Annotated in this window: 18 protein-coding genes; 11 read left to right on the top strand and 7 right to left on the bottom strand. The window is 73.7% G+C overall.

Translation table 11 applies throughout. The annotated features are described in order from the left end of the window. Positions 1–39 precede the first annotated feature (39 nt). From tal to GH723_RS09520, 6 genes are read right to left on the bottom strand one after another with little or no spacing between them, the layout of a single operon-like run. A complete protein-coding gene (gene tal / locus GH723_RS09545; RefSeq protein ID WP_153759428.1) occupies positions 40–1,134 on the bottom strand; it encodes a transaldolase in 1,095 nt (364 codons plus the stop codon). Between the two features lie 7 nt (positions 1,135–1,141). Further along, positions 1,142–3,118: a transketolase gene (gene tkt / locus GH723_RS09540; RefSeq protein WP_153759427.1), complete on the bottom strand. Its 1,977-nt coding sequence runs from the start codon at positions 3,116–3,118 to the stop codon at positions 1,142–1,144. 56 nt (positions 3,119–3,174) lie between these two features. Beyond that, on the bottom strand, positions 3,175–4,338 hold the full coding sequence (locus GH723_RS09535; protein WP_195210217.1) for an FIST signal transduction protein: 1,164 nt from the start codon (positions 4,336–4,338) through the stop codon (positions 3,175–3,177). Continuing rightward, positions 4,335–4,721, bottom strand: coding sequence for a hypothetical protein (locus GH723_RS09530; protein WP_153759425.1), 387 nt, complete (start codon positions 4,719–4,721; stop codon positions 4,335–4,337). The genes GH723_RS09535 and GH723_RS09530 overlap by 4 nt, the downstream gene beginning before the upstream one ends. 35 nt (positions 4,722–4,756) lie before the next feature. Next, entirely contained in the window at positions 4,757–5,842 is a 1,086-nt protein-coding gene (locus tag GH723_RS09525) for an N-acetylglucosamine-6-phosphate deacetylase (protein ID WP_153759424.1), read from the bottom strand. A 39-nt stretch (positions 5,843–5,881) separates the two neighbouring features. Beyond that, entirely contained in the window at positions 5,882–6,748 is an 867-nt protein-coding gene (locus tag GH723_RS09520) for an alpha/beta fold hydrolase (RefSeq protein ID WP_153759423.1), read from the bottom strand. A gap of 93 nt (positions 6,749–6,841) precedes the next feature. On the opposite strand from GH723_RS09520, the gene GH723_RS09515 reads away from it, so the two are divergent. Genes GH723_RS09515 through dacB form a run of 4 tightly spaced genes read left to right on the top strand, consistent with a single transcriptional unit; the run spans position 6,842 to position 11,113 of the window. After that, positions 6,842–7,522, top strand: coding sequence for a TetR/AcrR family transcriptional regulator (locus GH723_RS09515; RefSeq protein WP_195210216.1), 681 nt, complete (start codon positions 6,842–6,844; stop codon positions 7,520–7,522). A 46-nt stretch (positions 7,523–7,568) separates the two neighbouring features. Further along, the gene (locus GH723_RS18485; RefSeq protein WP_195210215.1) at positions 7,569–8,222 is read left to right on the top strand and encodes an acetate--CoA ligase family protein; all 654 of its coding nucleotides are present in this window, start codon (positions 7,569–7,571) and stop codon (positions 8,220–8,222) included. Then, positions 8,222–9,691 (top strand): acetate--CoA ligase family protein, encoded by a 1,470-nt coding sequence (locus tag GH723_RS09505; RefSeq protein ID WP_153759420.1) that lies wholly within the window; start codon positions 8,222–8,224, stop codon positions 9,689–9,691. The genes GH723_RS18485 and GH723_RS09505 overlap by 1 nt, the downstream gene beginning before the upstream one ends. Positions 9,692–9,694: 3 nt before the next feature. Beyond that, positions 9,695–11,113: a D-alanyl-D-alanine carboxypeptidase/D-alanyl-D-alanine endopeptidase gene (gene dacB, locus GH723_RS09500; protein ID WP_153759419.1), complete on the top strand. Its 1,419-nt coding sequence runs from the start codon at positions 9,695–9,697 to the stop codon at positions 11,111–11,113. A 9-nt stretch (positions 11,114–11,122) separates the two neighbouring features. On the opposite strand, the gene GH723_RS09495 is transcribed toward dacB, so the two are convergent. After that, complete coding sequence (locus GH723_RS09495) at positions 11,123–12,448, bottom strand: MFS transporter (protein WP_229023221.1); 1,326 nt, start codon at positions 12,446–12,448, stop codon at positions 11,123–11,125. A gap of 100 nt (positions 12,449–12,548) precedes the next feature. Between GH723_RS09495 and GH723_RS09490 the strand changes: the two genes are divergently transcribed. The 7 genes from GH723_RS09490 (at position 12,549) to GH723_RS09460 (ending at position 15,978) form a co-directional block, all read left to right on the top strand. Next, positions 12,549–13,196, top strand: coding sequence for an LON peptidase substrate-binding domain-containing protein (locus GH723_RS09490; protein WP_153759417.1), 648 nt, complete (start codon positions 12,549–12,551; stop codon positions 13,194–13,196). 67 nt (positions 13,197–13,263) lie between these two features. Beyond that, complete coding sequence (locus GH723_RS09485) at positions 13,264–13,572, top strand: phage holin family protein (protein ID WP_153759416.1); 309 nt, start codon at positions 13,264–13,266, stop codon at positions 13,570–13,572. Next, positions 13,569–13,784 carry a hypothetical protein gene (locus GH723_RS09480; protein WP_153759415.1) on the top strand — a complete coding sequence of 72 codons (216 nt, stop codon included), beginning with the start codon at positions 13,569–13,571 and terminating at the stop codon, positions 13,782–13,784. The genes GH723_RS09485 and GH723_RS09480 overlap by 4 nt, the downstream gene beginning before the upstream one ends. Then, the gene (locus GH723_RS09475) at positions 13,784–14,017 is read left to right on the top strand and encodes a hypothetical protein (RefSeq protein WP_153759414.1); all 234 of its coding nucleotides are present in this window, start codon (positions 13,784–13,786) and stop codon (positions 14,015–14,017) included. Before GH723_RS09480 ends, GH723_RS09475 begins: the two co-directional genes overlap by 1 nt. Before the next feature lie 34 nt (positions 14,018–14,051). Continuing rightward, positions 14,052–14,270 (top strand): MoaD/ThiS family protein, encoded by a 219-nt coding sequence (locus tag GH723_RS09470; RefSeq protein WP_153759413.1) that lies wholly within the window; start codon positions 14,052–14,054, stop codon positions 14,268–14,270. Then, entirely contained in the window at positions 14,267–15,208 is a 942-nt protein-coding gene (locus GH723_RS09465) for an ATP-binding protein (RefSeq protein WP_153759412.1), read from the top strand. The genes GH723_RS09470 and GH723_RS09465 overlap by 4 nt, the downstream gene beginning before the upstream one ends. Continuing rightward, positions 15,205–15,978, top strand: a complete 774-nt coding sequence (locus GH723_RS09460) for a tRNA (adenine-N1)-methyltransferase (protein WP_153759411.1) — start codon at positions 15,205–15,207, stop codon at positions 15,976–15,978. Before GH723_RS09465 ends, GH723_RS09460 begins: the two co-directional genes overlap by 4 nt. Positions 15,979–15,993: the final 15 nt, after the last annotated feature.

The following is a 15,993-nucleotide window of genomic DNA, read 5'->3' as shown; positions in this document are numbered from 1 at the left end:
CTCGCACCCTAGGCGACGTGGGGTGCCGGCCCCGCCCCGTCAGCGTCCGGACCCGGAGGCTGCGGTGGTGAGGGCGGCGATGAGGTCGTCGAAGGAGGCGGCGAAGCTCGCCACGCCCTCGCGCTCGAGGACGGCGGCCACGTCGGCCATGTCGACGCCGACGTCGCGCAGGCGGTCGAGGGCTCGCTGGGCGCCCGCCGGGTCGGCGTCGACGGTGCGGGCGACCGTGCCGTGGTCCTCGAAGGCCTCGAGGGTGGCGTCGGGGAGCGTGTTGACGGTGTCCGGCCCGATGAGGCTGTCGACGTAGAGCGTGTCGGGGTAGTCGGGGTTCTTCGTCGACGTCGACGCCCAGAGCGGACGCTGCACGTTGGCGCCGCGTGCGACGAGGGCGTCCCACCGTGAGCCGGAGAAGCGCTCGGTGAACAGCGTGTAGGCGGCCTGCGCCTGGGCGACGGCGGCCTTGCCCCGGAGGTCGAGAGCGTCATCGGTGCCGATCTTCTCGAGGCGGGCGTCCACCTCGGTGTCGACGCGGCTGACGAAGAACGAGGCGACGCTGTGGATCCCGGAGAGGTCGCCCTCGTGGGCCTCGAGCCCGGCGAGGTAGGCGTCGATGACCTCCTCGTAGCGCTCGAGCCCGAAGATCAACGTGACGTTGATGCTGTGGCCCTCGGCGATCATCGTCGTGATGGCGGGGAGGCCCTCGGCGGTGGCCGGGATCTTGACCATCAGGTTCGGTGCGGTGATCTGCGAGGTGAGCTCGCGAGCGGCCGCGACGGTGCCGGCGGTGTCGTGCGCGAGTGCCGGCGCGACCTCGACCGAGACGAACCCGTCGCGGCCGCCGCTCGACTCGTGGATCGGCGCCAGCACCTCCAGGGCCCCCTGGATGTCGTCGGCGACCATCGCCCAGTAGGCGTCGACCACCGAGGAGCCGGCGCCGACGAGGCGCGCGAGGTCGGCGTCGTAGGCATCGCTCGACGACATGGCCTTCTGGAAGATCGTGGGGTTCGACGTGATGCCGCGCACGCCGCGCTCGACCCAGCGCACGAGGTCGCCGCTGTTCAGCCAGTCCCGCCGCAGGTTGTCGAGCCAGGGGCTCTGGCCCTGCTCGTCGTGCAGCTCGTGGAGTCGGGTCATGGCGAGGTCACCTCGAGGTGGTGGAGCGGAGGAGCTGGCGGGCTCGGTCGGCCACGTTCTCGGCGTTCATGCCGTAGCGCTCGAGCACGAGGGCGCCTGGGGCGCTGGCGCCGAAGTCGTCGATCCCGACCGCGTCGTCGGCCCACCGGGCCCACCCGAGGGTGGTGCCGGCTTCGACCGAGAGCGTCGGCACGTCCGGAGGCAGCACGGAGGTCCGGTACCCGTCGTCCTGGGCGGCGAACCGGTCCCACGACGGCATCGACACGACCCGGACGGCGAGGTCCTCGGAGAGCAGGTCGGCGGCCGCCACGCATACCGAGACCTCACTGCCCGTGCCGACGAGGACGAGATCAGGGGCGGAGTCGGGGTCCCGCAGCACGTAGGCGCCGAACCGGACCTTGTCGGGGTCGGTGCCCTCGAGCACCGGCAGGTCCTGGCGCGACAGGACGAGCCCGGTCGGCCCGTCGGCGACGATGGCCTCGGTCCACGCGCCGGCGGTCTCGTTGGCGTCCGCCGGCCGGATGACGCCCAGCCGTGGGATGGCCCGGACGGCGGCGAGGTGCTCGACGGGCTGGTGCGTCGGGCCGTCCTCGCCGACGCCCACGGAGTCGTGCGTCCAGACGAAGATCGACTTGGCGCCGCTCAGCGCGGCGAGTCGCACGGCCGGGCGCATGTAGTCGGAGAACACGAAGAACGTGCCCCCGACCGGGACGACGCCGCCGTGCAGGGCCATGCCGTTCTGGGCCGCCGCCATGGCGTGCTCGCGGATGCCGAAGTAGATCTGGCGGCCACCGGGCTCGGCAGGCGATTGCACGCCCTCGGCGGCGAAGGTGGTGCCGGTGTTCGACGTGAGGTCCGCACCGCCGGCGACGAGGCCGGGGACGGCGTCGGCGAGCGCCTGGAGGCACCGCTCGCTCGCCTTGCGTGTGGCGATCTTCTCGCCCGGCTCCCACGACGGCAGGTCGAGCGTCGCGCCCTCGACGACCGTGCCGGCGAGGCAGGCCTCGTACCGTGCCCGGACATCGGGAGCGAGGGCGTCGCGCCGCGAGCGCCACTCGTCGTGGGCCGCGCCGCCGCGGCGGCCGGCCTCGCGGTAGAGCGACAGGACGTCGTCGGGGATGTGGAAGGCCTCGTCGACGGGGAGGCCGAGGATCTCCTTGGTGGCCGCGATCTCGTCGTCCTTCAGCGCGTAGCCGTGGGCCTCGTGGTCGTCGGTGTGGTTCGGCGACGGGTACCCGACGTGGCTCCGCACGATGACGAGGGACGGCGCTCCCTCGTGGTCGATCGCCTGGCGGAGGCCGGTCTCCAGGGCGTCGAGGTCGGTCGCGGCGTCACCGAGGTCGATGACGTTCCAGCCGTAGCCCCGGAAGCGGGCGGCGGCGTCGTCCGAGAGCGCCAGGTCGGTCGGCCCGTCGATGGTGATGCGGTTGTCGTCGTAGATCCACACGAGGCGGTCGAGCCCGAGGTGGCCGGCGAGGGACGCGGCCTCGTGGCTCAGGCCTTCGGACAGGTCGCCGTCACCGCAGATGGCGAAGGTGCGGTGGTCGCAGATGTCCGGCCCGAACCGGCCGCGGAGATACCGTTCGGCGATCGCCATGCCGACGCTGTTGCCCGCGCCCTGGCCGAGGGGCCCGGTGGTGACCTCGACGCCGGGGGTCTCGTGGCCCCGCTCGGGGTGACCCGGCGTGCGGCTGCCCCACTGGCGGAAGTCCTTGAGGTCGTCGAGCGTCAGGCCCTGACCGGTGAGGTGGAGCATGGAGTACAGCAGGATCGACGCGTGGCCGGCGGAGAGGATCAGCCGGTCGCGGTCGGGCCACTCCGGGTCGGCCGCGTCGTAGCGGAGGATGCGGGTCCAGAGCACGTGGGCCAGCGGCGCCAGGGCCATGGCCGTGCCCTGGTGCCCCGAGCGCGCCGCGTGCGGGGCATCCATCGCCAGCCCTCGGACGACGTTGATCGCCCGCTGCTCCAGATCCACGTCGGTCACCGGTCCTCCTGAGGTGTGTCGGCGGCCCACCCTAGCGAGAGCGGGGCGAGCGGCTCTCAGGCCCGCTCGGGTCCGACGAGGAGGATGCCGGTGCTCGAGGTGTGGAGCAGGTTCCGTCCGCCCACCGGGGCGATCTCGCCCTCGGTGAAGATGCCGCCGGTGGCCCGGGAGCCGGTCAGGGTGCTGATGACGTCGGCGTCGTGGTCCGGGTAGCCGAAGAGGCGGTGGCCTCGGGCGGTGCTCGTCACGACGAGCGCCCCGGCGGCGCTGCGACCGGCGAGTGCGGCACGGAGGTCGTCGTCGGCGCCGAGGGCGTCGCGGAGGTGGAACTGGATCGTCTGGCCGACGTCGAGGGCGTCGCCGACCACGACCGCCCCCGAGGCCATGTCGGCCCCGACCATCGGGCGGATCCGGAAGTCGTCGCGCCCGAACTCGGCGCGGCCCTCGTCGATCACGATGCCGATCTGGAGCCCGCCGGCGGCGACCGTCCGCTCCGCGGGGTCGAGGCTCTCGAGCACCTCGCGCAGCCGGTCGATCGCGGGCTGGCCGGCGAGCTCGAGGACGTGGCGGCCGTCGACACGGGTGACGACCAGCGGATCACCGACCGCCCGGGCGCCGTGGGACACGACGGTCTCGACGTCGGCTCCGGGCTCGAGGAGCACGCCGACGGCCCCGCCGGTGTGGACCTCGTCGTCGAGGACGAGGCGCGCGCCACCGGGCCCGAGGGCCCCGGCGACGAGCCCGCCGACCACCTGCAGCTCCGGGCAGGTCTCCCCGAGCTGGTCGAGCACGCCGTCGGTCGGGAAGGAGTGGGGGTCGGCGAAGAGGACGAGCGTGCGCGGCCCGTCGGCCGCGGTGGCCGGGAGCCCCGTCACGGCCCACCCGTCGTCGAGGCGTGCGGTGCGCACCCGCACCGGCTCCACCCGTCCCAGGCGGGCCGCCCACACGGCGATCGCCGGGCTCTGCTCCACCTCCCGGTGGCCGCCGATCACCGACGCGCTCGCCGCGCCGAGCAGCACGCGCGGCTGCAGGACGGTGGCGGCGGTGCGCGCCACGTCCTCGAGCGCGCCGGCGTGGTTGCCGGTGACGGTGACGACGGCCAGGTCGGGTCGGGGGCCGAGCTGGTCGAGGACCTCGCCGAGCACGTCGCCGGTGGCGTGGGTCGGCAGGGGGTGCTCGGAGATAGCGGCCGCGCCCTCGGGGCGCCGGCGGGGGCTCACCCCGCCGGCGGGAGGAGCGTGTAGGGCACGACGGTGACGGGACCCATGTCGATCCGGCAGTGGGCCTCGATCGTCCCGTAGTCCTCGAACTCGAGCTCGCCCCGCACCAGCCGGTAGTTGAACTTGCCCGGCTCGACCTGGAGCGGCTGGACGTTGCGGGCGATCTCCTCGCCGTCACGCCGGAAGACGACCTCGAGGGCCCCGGTCCCCGGGTGGTCCACCGGGCAGCCGACGATGATGCACAGGTGCGGCGCCCAGGTGAGCGGCACCGGCTGGGGGGCGGCCGCCGAGAACTGGATGCCGGTGAGGTCGATCCGCGTCGAGGGACCGCTGACCTGGCGCAGCTCGATGTCGTCGATGAAGAGGGCGGAGATGATGTGCATCGGGTCCGACCGTACAGGCCGCTCCGGGCGGCCGGTCAGAGCGCCTGCTCGCCACCCACCCACACGGCCTCGACCCTCACGCCGTGGTCGAGGGCGACGAGGTCGGCCCGGGCACCGACCGTGATCGTGCCGCGGTCGTCGAGCCCGAGGGCGCGCGCCGGCGCCGTGGATGCGGCATAGAGCGCCGACGCGAGGTCGCTGGCGCCGGCGTCGACCAGGTTGCGCACGGCGGCGTCCATGGTGAGCGCGCTGCCCGCGAGGGTGCCGTCCTCGAGACGAGGCACGCCGTCGACGAGGCGCACCTCGCGGTCGCCGAGGGCGCCGGCCCCCCAGGCGACGGCATCGGTGACGAGGACCAGGCCCCCGGGCGGCTTGCAGCGGGCGACGATGCGCAGGACCGTCGGGTGCACGTGGGCCAGGTCGGCGATCACCGACACGGCGACGCGGTCGTCGGCGAGCGCGAAGCCCGCCAGGCCCGGCGCCCGGTGGTGCAGCGGCGACATGGCGTTGAACACGTGGGTGACGAGGGTCGCGCCGGCGGCGACGGCGGCCCGGGCGTCCTCGATCGTGGCGTCGGAGTGGCCGAGCGCGACCCGCACGCCCCGCGAGCGCAGCGCCTGGATCGCGTCGACGGCCCCCGCCACGTCGGGTGCCAGCGTGACGAGCGCAGCGGCGGGCGGCAGGGCGTCGAGCGCCTCGGCCGTGGGGGTGGCGAGGGCCGCAGGGTCGTGGGCGCCCGCGCGGGTGAGGAAAGGACCCTCCAGGTGGAGCCCGGCGAGGTCGGGGCGGGCGCCCGGCCGGCAACGGGCGAGCTCGACGCGAGCGGCCGCCGCGTCCCGACGGGCCGGCTCGTCGGTGATCAGCGTGGGAAGCCACGTCGTGACCCCCTGGGCGAGGAGGGTGCGGTCGAGCCGATCCCAGTCGGCACCGTCGGCGGTCGCGACGTCGACGTCGCCGTGCCCGTTCACCTGCAGGTCGACGAAGCCCGGGGCGAGGATGCGGTCGGGCACCTCGCCCGTCGGTCGGCCGACCGCCACGATCCGACCGCCCTCGACCTCGACGACGCCGGGGGCCAGCGAGCCGTCGGGCCAGAGGACGTGGGAGGCGGCGATGGTGGTCATCGGCCCGCAGTGTGGCACCGCCCCGCCGACGACCGGGGATCAGGCGGCCGAGCTCCCCGCCGCCGGCGTCGTGGCGAGGAAGTCGGTGAGGGCCTCGAGCAGGGCGTCGGGCGCCTGGAGGTGGGGGAAGTGGCCGACGCCGTCCAGGATGACGAGCCGGCTGCCGGGGATCGCCGCGTGCGCGGCGTGGGCGTGGCTCACCGGGATGATGTCGTCGGCATCGCCCCAGACGATCAGAGTGGGGAGGTGGGCGGCGAGGTAGAGGCGGTCGAGCGCGCTGACGACCTGCCCGCGGGGCTCGACGACGCCGCGGATCGTGCGGATGAACGCCGCCCGGTTCTCGACGCCGGCGAGCGACGCGTACGCCCGCCACATCTCGGCGACGTGCGGGAGGTGGACGCCACGGCGGGCCAGGAAGCGGTTCAGGTCCTCGCCCCGGTCGGCGGCGACGCGGGGGAAGACGAGCGGCATCAGGTGCTCGACCCCCGGGAGCGTCACGAGGCGCAGGAGCCAGCTCACCTCCCGACCGAGCCCGCCGCTCGCGATGAGCACCAGGCGGTCGCACAGCTCGGGGTGCTGGTAGGCGAGTTGCATGGCCACCCCGCCGCCGAAGGACTGACCGACGATGGTGGCGCTCGGCACGTCGAGGGCCCCGAGCAGGTCGCGCAGCCCGCTCGCGAACGCGCCGAGCGAGTAGTCGCCGACGGGCTTGGCGGACTCGCCGTGGCCGAGGAGGTCCGGGGCGATCACGTCGTACGAGTCCGCCAGCGTGGGCATGATCTCCCGCCAGGTGCGGGAGCTCCCGGCCAGGCCGTGGATGAGCACGACGACCTCGCCCCGCCCGCCCCGCCGGTAGGTCACGTCGTGACCGTGGATCTGGATCGTCGAGGACCGGATGTCTGCCACGCCTCCAGGATCCCACTCGGCGCCTCCTCGTGTGCAGGGCCGGACGTCCCGGTCACGGGGCCCGCCGGCCACGGGGTTGGGTACCCTCCACCTGTGAGCGAGGTGCAGACCGGGTCGAGCGAGCCCGACGGGAGCGGTCGGGGCGGCGACCGCGAGCTGACGACCCGGGAGCAGATCCTCGCCGAGGCCCGCCGCTGCTTCGCCGAGCACGGCTTCGACGGCACGTCGCTCAACGACATCGCGGCGGGTGTGGGCATCCGGCGCCCGAGCCTGCTCCACCACTTCCCCTCGAAGGACGCGATGTACCGGGAGGTCTTCGAGCTCGCGCTCGCCGAGTGGTACGAGCGACTGGCCGTCGCCACCACGAGCGAGACGCACCGCGAGGGCTGGACGCTCGTCGACCACGTGATCACCGCCGGGTTCCGCTTCTTCATGGAGAACCCCGACTTCGTCCGCCTCGTCCGGCGTGAGGCGCTGGAGGGCGGCAGCCGGCTGGGCATCGACCTCGGCGGGGCGCTGCGACCGCAGTTCGAGCAGGCGTGCCGGTTCTTCGAGCGCGAGATGGACGCCGGGCACTTCCGCCGGCAGGACCCGGCGCAGCTGCTGCTCACCGGGTACGGCGCGCTGCTCAGCTACTTCTCCGACGTCCCCTTCATCGAGGGGCTGCTCGGCGAGGACCCCCTCAGCCCGGAGGCGCTCGAGGAGCGCCTGGTGCAGGTCCGGGCGTTCTTCCGGGCTGCGCTCGAACCCACGGTCGAGCGCTCCCACGCCTGAGTCACGGCCCCGGGGGCACCGAGGTCGAGCACTAGGCTCCGCCCCCGTGCCCGACTCCACCACCCTCTCCGAGACCGAGTCCAAGCGGCTCCTCGCCGCCCACGGCGTGCCCGTCGCCGACGAGCGCCTCGCCCCGGACGCCGACGCTGCGGCCCAGGCGGCCGAGGAGATCGGCTTCCCCGTCGTCGTGAAGCTCAACGGCGACGGCATCGCCCACAAGACCGAGCGCGGCCTCGTGCGCCTCGGTCTGGCGGACGCCGCGGCGGTCCGGGCGGCGAGCACCGAGCTGCTGGCCAAGGCCACGCCCGAGGACGGTGAGGTGCAGCTGCTCGTCGCCCCGATGGTCAGGGGCAGCCGCGAGCTGATCGCCGGCCTGGCCGAGGACCCCCAGTTCGGGATGACGGTCATGCTCGGCGTGGGGGGCGTCCTCGCCGAGGCGATCGGCGACGTCGTGCTCCGGCTCGTGCCCATCACCGCCACCGACGCCGAGGACATGATCGACGAGCTGGCGACCCAGCGGCTCCTCGGCGAGTTCCGGGGCGAGCCGGCGGTCGACCGCGAAGCGCTCGTCGCGGTGCTGCTCGGGCTCTCCGCCGCGGCGGAGGCCGACGGGCGCATCGTCTCCGCCGACCTGAACCCGCTCATCGTCGCTGACGGTCGCCCCGTCGCCGTCGACGCCCTCGTCGAGGTGACCGCCTGATGCCCACGTCCGAGCAGTTCCGTGCCCTCTTCGAGCCGCGCGGCGTCGTCGTCGCCGGTGCGTCCTCCCACCCGGGCAAGTTCGGCTTCGTCAGCCTGCACAACCTCCTCGCCGCGGGCTACGCGGGCAAGGTCTTCGCCACGAACCTGAACGGCGAGGAGATCCTCGGGGTCCAGACCGTGCCGTCGATCCTCGACCTGCCCGAGGGCGAGGTCGACCTGGCGTTCGTGTGCACGCCGGCCGCGACGAACGCCCAGCTCCTGCGCGACTGCGCCGCGCGTGGCATCCGCGCCGCGTTCCTGACCTCCGCGGGGTACGGCGAGGCAGGGGAGGAGGGCAAGCGCGCCGAGACCGAGCTCGTCGCCCTCGCCGAGGAGCTCGGCATCCTCGTCGCCGGCCCGAACGGGCAGGGCGTGGTGTCGACCCCGGTCGACCTGTGCGCCCAGATCGTCGCCCCGAACCCCCCGCCGGGCCGGATCGGCGTGGCCAGCCAGTCGGGCAACTTCGTGTCGTCGTTCATGAACCTCGGCGTCCAGACCGGCATCGGCTTCAGCCGCGGGGTCAGCGCCGGCAACGCGGCGATGGTCAACGTCGCCGACTACCTCGAGTTCTACGGCGACGACGACGCCACCGCCGTCGGCCTGGCCTACGTCGAGGGGCTCACCGACGGGCGCGCCTTCCTCGAGCGTCTGCGACGCGTCGCGGAGCGCAAGCCCGTCGTGCTGCTGAAGGGTGGGGCGACGAGCGGTGGGCAGCGGGCGGCGGCCAGCCACACCGGCTCGCTCGCCACCGACGATCGGGTCTTCGACGGTGCCTGCCGCCAGGCGGGCGTGACGCGCGCCGCGACGGTCGAGGAGGCGTTCGAGGCCGCGGCCACCTTCGCCACCCAGCCGCTCCCCAAGGGCAACCGGGTCGTGGTGCTCACCACCGCCGGAGGGTGGGGCGTCGTGACCGCCGACGCCCTGGCCCGCACCAGCCTCGAGCTGGTGGAGCTGCCCGAGGACCTGCTGGCCCAGATCGACACCAAGCTCCCGCCCCGCTGGAGCCGGAACAACCCGGTCGACCTCGCGGGCGGCGAGACCCGGGACACGATCCCCGAGGTCATGGAGATGGTCGCGTCGCACCCCGATGTCGACGCCGTGATCTACCTCGGCCTCGGCATCCAGTCGAACCAGGCCAAGCTGATGCGCAACGGCCGCTTCTACCCGGACCACGGGCTCGAGCGGATCGTCGAGTACCACGAGCGCCAGGACCGCCGCTTCGCCGAGGCGGCGGCGGAGATCTCCGACCGCACCGGCAAGCCGATCCTCACCGCCACCGAGCTGGCCACGGCCGACCCCGACAACCCCGGACCGGCGGCCGTGCGTGCGTCGGGCCGGCTCTGCTACCCGTCGTCGAACCGGGCCGTCACGGCCCTGGACCACATGTGGCGCTACGCCCGGTACCGGGCACGCCGCGACCTCGCCTGACGCGTGCGCTTCCTCGCCGTCGTCGTGGTGCTGGCGGCCCTCGCGGCCGGCGCAGGCTGGGCCGCGCTCGAGGTCGACGCCTCGACCGGCACCGAGTCCTCCGTCGGCACCCAGGCGGTCACGCCGGTGCTCTCGGTGCGCCGGGCCCCCGAGTCGCTGCTCGACGTCCGTCGTGACCAGGCCGCCGCGGCGGCGGTCGCCGACGTGCCCGGACGCATCCCCGGGGGCGGGTGCCTCGTCGTCGCCCAGGGCGGGCGGGAGCTCGTCCTGCACGACCCGGACCGACCGCTCGTCCCGGCGTCCACGCAGAAGCTCCTCGTCGCCGGCGCGCTGCTCAGCCTGATGGAGCCCGACGAGACGTTCCGGACGACCGCGGTGGCCACCGGCCCGGTGACCGACGGCGTGGTGGAGGGGGATCTGGTCGTCGTCGGCGGTGGTGACCCCCTCCTGTCGACCGACGCCTACATCGCCCGCCAGTCCGACCCGGCGCGGCCGGCCACCCGGATCGAGGACCTGGCCGACGCCGTCGTCGCCGCCGGCATCACCGAGGTGCGCGGCGCGGTGGTCGGCGACGGCACGCGCTACGACGACGTCCGCACGATCCCGTCCTGGCCGCAGCGCTACCGCGACCAGGTCGTCGCCGGTCCGCTGTCGGGGCTCGGCGTGAACGACGGGCTCGAGACCTTCACCGACACCGAGGTCCCCGTGAACCCGGGGCGCCCGGCGGCCGATCCTCCCGCCCACACGGCTGCGGTGATGACCGACCTGCTGCGCGAGCGTGGCGTCACGGTCGTCGGCGACCCGCGCTCGGGTTCGGCCCCCCAGGGGGCCACGGAGGTCGCGGCCCTCGAGTCGCCGCCGGTCCGCGACGTCGTCGCCCAGATGCTGGTCTACAGCGACAACACCACCGCCGAGCTGCTCGTGAAGGAGATCGGGGTGCGGTCGGGGGTCGGCGGTTCCACCGCGGCGGGCCTCGCCGCGCTGCGTGACCTCCTGGCCGGCCAGGGCATCCCCGTCGAGGGCCTCGCGCTCACCGACGGGTCGGGCCTCGACCTCGGCAACCGCGCCACCTGCCGCACGCTCGCCGCCGTGCTCGATCGCTCACCGTCGCGTGACGTGCTGATCGAGGGCCTGGCGGTGGCGGGTGAGAGCGGGACGCTCGCCGAGCGGATGGTCGGCACCCCCGCGGCGGGCAACCTCCGGGCCAAGACGGGATCCCTCCGCCACGTCGCCGCGCTCGCGGGCGTCGTCGACGGCCCGGACGGGCGCCGGTACACGTTCGCCTACATCACGAACGTGCCCGAGGGGGAGTTCGTGCCCGAGCTCGGCTCCGCGCTCCAGGAGGAGATCGCGGTGGCCCTGGCGACGGTGCCCGAGGTGGAGCCGCCACCCGAGGTCATGCCGGAGCCGCTCGCCTCCTGACGCGCCGCTTCACTCGTCGTGGACGACCATGGGGTGGGAGCGTTCGAGGATCGGCCGCACGACGAAGTACACGCCCATGGCCACCGTCGTGACCGTGCCCATGATGGCGAACGTGGTGCGCAGCCCGATGGCGTCGGCCACCACGCCGAGCGGCAGGGCCATGAGCCCGAAGCCGGAGAACCCGAGCATCATCAGCGACTGGACGCGCCCGTGGTAGGCGCTCTCGCTCGCCATCAGGACCATCGTGTTGTTGAGGGCCTGGAACGCCGACGTCGCGCCGCCCACGAGGACGAGGACCACGAGCGACACGAGGAAGGTCGGGGCGGCGGCGAGGAGGACGAGGCCGATCCCGAAGGCGGCACCGGCGGCGGCCTGCACCTTCCAGACCCCGGGACCACCGGATCGTCCGGCGATGAAGAGGGACGCGGACACCGCACCGATCGCGGTGGCGCCGGACATGAAGCCGTAGCCGGCGTTGGACTCGCCGAACCCGAACACGTCCTTCGAGAGCGAGGCGAGGAAGGAGATGTACGGGAAGGCGCTCATGACGACGACGAGCGACACCACGAGGAGGAGCCCCACGTGGGGGTTGGCCCGGACGTAGCGGAGGCCGTCGGCGAACTCGCGCAGCGGACGCTGGGTGACCTTCCCCGGCGCCGGGCTGCCCGGCGGGAGGCGCATCGTCATCACGCTGGCCACGATGGTGAGGATCGCCGTCGTGATGTAGGCGCCCTCGTAGCCGAACCACGCGATGCTCGTGAGCAGGCCGGCGATCGACGGGCCGAAGACACGGGTGCCGTTCATGCTCATCTGCTGCAGGACGACGGCGTTGCCGAGCCGCTGGCGGCCGACCAGGTCGCTCGTGAACGCCATCCGTGCCGGCCCGAGGAACGCGAACGCCGCGGCCTGCACGGCCGAGGAGGCGGGGAGCATCCAGAACGCGATGACGTCGGCGATGAGCACGATGGCCAGCAGCGCGGACGAGATGATGAGCAGCCACTGCGAGACGAGGATCACGGCCCGCTTGGAGAAGCGGTCGGCCGCGACGCCGCCGAAGGGCGTGAGCAGGAGCATCGGCACGCCGAACCAGAACATGACGGTGCCGAGGGACTCGTTGGAGCCGGTCAGGTCGTAGGCCAGGGCGGCCCGCGCGATGACCTGCATCTGGACGGCCAGGAACGAGAAGACCCCGCCGTACCAGAGGAGCCGGTAGGCGGGGACGGAGAGCGCCGCGAACGTCGACTCCCGCCAGGTCGGCGGGGCGGTGGTCGGGGCGTCGGACCCGGCGGTGGGCGGCTCGTGGGGTTCGCCCGCAGCCGCGCCGCGATCCTCCACTTGGCTCAACGTCCTGCCTCCCTGCGCACGAGCAACGGTTAGAGACCCTAACTGTCGGGGCGCGAGGTCACAACCACCCGCGCGGGCCTACCGTGGGCCGGTGACCGCCGAGCCGCGCGAGATGGCGATGTTCCCCCTCGGGACCGTCCTCGTCCCCACCGCCGTCCTGCCGCTCCACGTCTTCGAGCCCCGCTACCGCGAGCTGGTCGACGCCGTGCTGGCGACCGAGGCGCGCGAGCTCGGAGTCGTCCTCATCGAACGGGGGAGCGAGGTCGGCGGCGGCGACGCCCGCACGTCGGTCGGCACCGTCGCCGGGGTCATCGACGCGCAGCGCACCGACGACGGGCGGTGGGGGCTCGTCACCGTGGGCCTGCGGCGGATCGAGGTGGCGCGCTGGCTGCCGGACGAGCCGTACCCGCGCGCCCTCGTGACCGACTGGCCCGATGCCGACGACGCGACCCCGTCCGACGAGCTGGAGGGGTTGCGCGCGACGGCGGTGACGCTCGTGCGACAGGCCCTCGCCGTCGCCACCGAGCTGGGGGAGGCGCCGGTCCCCGCCACCGTCGACCTGTCCGACGACCCGGTCACCGCCAGCTTCCAGGTCGTCGCCGCCGGCCCGCTCGGCCCCGCCGACCGCCAGGCGCTCCTCGAGGTGCCCGGCGCGCGCGAGCGCCTCGAGCGTGCGGCCGTCCTGCTCGGCGAGGCGATCGAGCTCATGCGGGCCCGCATCGCCCTCGGCGGGCCCTGAGCACGGTTGCCTCCGGGGCCCTCTGCCAGTAGGAAGGGGCCGACGACGCCGGCCGAGAAGGAGCGACGTGGCCCCCAACCAGTCTCCGGCGGAGACCTTCGCCGATCTGAAGACCCTGATCGTCGACTACGCCAAGCAGGAGACGATCGACCCGCTGCGGAACCTCGGGCGCGACCTCGGGTTCGGGATCGGCGGCGCGCTGCTCCTCGGACTCGGCGTCATGCTCCTCGGGCTCGCCCTGCTGCGCGGCCTCCAGCACGCCGAGGTCTCCTGGATGACCGGGAACCTGTCGTTCCTGCCCTACGTGTTCACGATCCTCGGCCTGGGCGTCGTCATCGCCCTCCTGGTCTCCCGCATCTCCCGGGGTGCGCGATGACGGCCACCGACCGCGGACGCATCACCCGTGACGACCTCGAGGCCGGCTTCCGGTCGCTCGAGGGCGAGGTCGACGACCGCAAGGAGCAGGCGATGGGCATCGCGGCCGTCGTCGGCGTCGCCGTCGTCGTCGGCGTCGTGCTCGTCGCCTACAGCCTCGGGCGGCGTCGTGGGCGCAAGAAGACCACCGTCGTCGAGATCCGCAGGGTCTGATGCTCCGCCGCCTGCAGCGCCTCGCCGTGGCCAGGGCGATGGCGGGGGGATCGACCCGCAACTGGGCGGCGCTCGCCGCCGGCGTGTGGCTCCTCCGGAAGGCCAACGAGGTGCGGCACCCCCAGCCCGAGGTCGTGTACCGCAGCGTCATCGAGCCCGGCCAGACCCTGCTCGTCGACCACACGACGTTCGACCGGCGGGGCAAGCCGACCCGCCGTCGTCGGGGCCGCTGACCTCGACCCCCGGGGCGCTTGCCATGATGGAGCGGTGAAGGTCCTGCTCCGCAACCCCCGTCGGACCGTCGAGGTCTCCGGTCCGGCCACGGTCAACGTCGTCCTCGACCGGCTCGACATCCACCGGGAGTCGGTGATCGTCGTGCGCGGGGACGAACTGGTCCCCGGCGACACGATGCTCGCCGCCGACGACGAGATCGAGGTGCGTCCGGTGATCTCGGGCGGGGCCCTCGACCGGGAGGTGCCGTCGTGAAGTGCCGCGCCTGCCGTGAGCCGGCGGTGATCGACATCCGCCGCCACAACGCCAACTTCTGCCGGGAGCACTTCCTCCGGCTGTGCCGGGACCAGGTCGCGAAGGCGGTCAAGGAGTTCGACATGCTCCGGCCGGGCGAACGGGTGCTCGTCGCGGTCTCGGGAGGCAAGGACTCGCTGGCCCTCTGGGACCTGCTCCTCGAGCTCGGCTACGAGGCCGACGGCCTCTACCTGGGGCTCGGGATCGGGGACTACAGCGACGAGTCGGGCACCTACGCCCGTGCGTTCGCCGCGTCCCGTGGGGCCCGCCTCATCGAGGTCGACCTGCGGGAGGAGTACGGCTACGACGTCCCCACGGGGGCGCGGGCCGCACGGCGCGCGCCCTGCTCCGCGTGCGGGCTGTCCAAGCGGCACCTGTTCGACAAGGCGGCGATCGACGGCGGCTACGACGCCGTGGCCACCGGCCACAACCTCGACGACGAGGCGGCGGTGCTCTTCGGCAACGTCCTGCACTGGCACGACGAGTACCTGGCCCGCCAGCTCCCCGTCCTCGCCGCCCGTGACGGCTTCCCCCGCAAGGTCAAGCCCCTCGTGCGCCTGGGCGAACGGGAGATGGCCGCCTACTGCGTGCTGCGGGGGATCGAGTACCAGGTCGAGGAGTGCCCGATGGCGGAGGGCAACCGGCACCTCCACTACAAGGAGGCGCTGAACCAGATCGAGGCCCGCTCGCCCGGTGCCAAGCACGACTTCTACTTCGGCTTCCTCGCCCGGGCCTCCGAGCGCTTCCGCGACGGGATCGCCGAGGAGCAGGGCGCGCTCTTGAGCTGCGAGCGCTGCGGAGCCCCCACCCCGTCCGAGGTGTGCGCGTTCTGCCGCCTCGTCGAGAAGGCCGCCGGCGCACAGCCGGTCACGATCGGCCGGAGAGGCGCCCACCGATGAGCCGACCCCTCGCCGCGGGCGAGCGCGTCCTCATGCTCGACAGCAAGAAGCGTCGGTACCTCGTCACCCTCGAGGAGGGCGGCGAGTTCCACACCCACAGCGGGTTCGTCCCCCACGACGACATCATCGGCGGCCCCGAAGGGGTGCGGGTGACCTCGACGCGAGGGTCCCGCTACCTCGTCGTGCGGCCGACGCTCGCCGAGTTCGTCCTGAAGATGCCTCGCGGCGCCCAGGTGATCTACCCGAAGGACCTCGGGCCGATCCTCATGCTCGCCGACGTGTTCCCCGGCGCCCGGATCCTCGAGTCCGGCGTGGGGTCGGGTGCGCTGTCGATGGCGCTGCTGCGGGCCGGCGCGCTGGTCACCGGCTACGAGCTGCGCTCCGACTTCGCCAACCGGGCCCGACGCAACGTCGAGACCTTCCTCGGTCCGGAGGCGCTCGAGCGCTACGACGTCCAGGAGCGCGACTGCTACGAGGGCATCGACGAGCGCGACGTGGATCGCGTGATCCTCGACCTCCCCGAGCCGTGGCAGGTGGTGCCCCACGCCGCCGAGGCCCTGGCCCCCGGCGGCATCCTCGTCGCCTACACGCCATCGATCACCCAGGCGAGCCAGCTCCGCGAGGCGCTCGAGAAGAGCGACTTCGACATGGCTGCGACGGTGGAGGTGCTGCACCGCGGCTGGCACATCGAGGGCCAGGCGGTCCGGCCGGACCACCGCATGGTCGGCCACACCGGCTTCCTCACCCACGCCCGGCTCGTCGGGGCCTGATCGGGACCGGAGGGC

Source organism: Actinomarinicola tropica (assembly GCF_009650215.1).
GTDB lineage: Bacteria > Actinomycetota > Acidimicrobiia > Acidimicrobiales > SKKL01 > Actinomarinicola > Actinomarinicola tropica.
This window is presented reverse-complemented; position numbering and strand designations above follow the sequence as displayed.

Bases quoted from the DNA above. Each gene is read 5' to 3' on its own strand.
- GH723_RS09530 (WP_153759425.1), bottom strand. From the start codon at position 4,721: ATGCACATCATCTCCGCCCTCTTCATCGACGACATCGAGCTGCGCCAG.
- GH723_RS09525 (WP_153759424.1), bottom strand. From the start codon at position 5,842: ATGACCACCATCGCCGCCTCCCACGTCCTCTGGCCCGACGGCTCGCTG.
- GH723_RS09480 (WP_153759415.1), top strand. From the start codon at position 13,569: ATGACGGCCACCGACCGCGGACGCATCACCCGTGACGACCTCGAGGCC.
- GH723_RS09505 (WP_153759420.1), top strand. From the start codon at position 8,222: ATGCCCACGTCCGAGCAGTTCCGTGCCCTCTTCGAGCCGCGCGGCGTC.
- tal (WP_153759428.1), bottom strand. From the start codon at position 1,134: ATGACCCGACTCCACGAGCTGCACGACGAGCAGGGCCAGAGCCCCTGG.
- GH723_RS09475 (WP_153759414.1), top strand. From the start codon at position 13,784: ATGCTCCGCCGCCTGCAGCGCCTCGCCGTGGCCAGGGCGATGGCGGGG.
- GH723_RS09460 (WP_153759411.1), top strand. From the start codon at position 15,205: ATGAGCCGACCCCTCGCCGCGGGCGAGCGCGTCCTCATGCTCGACAGC.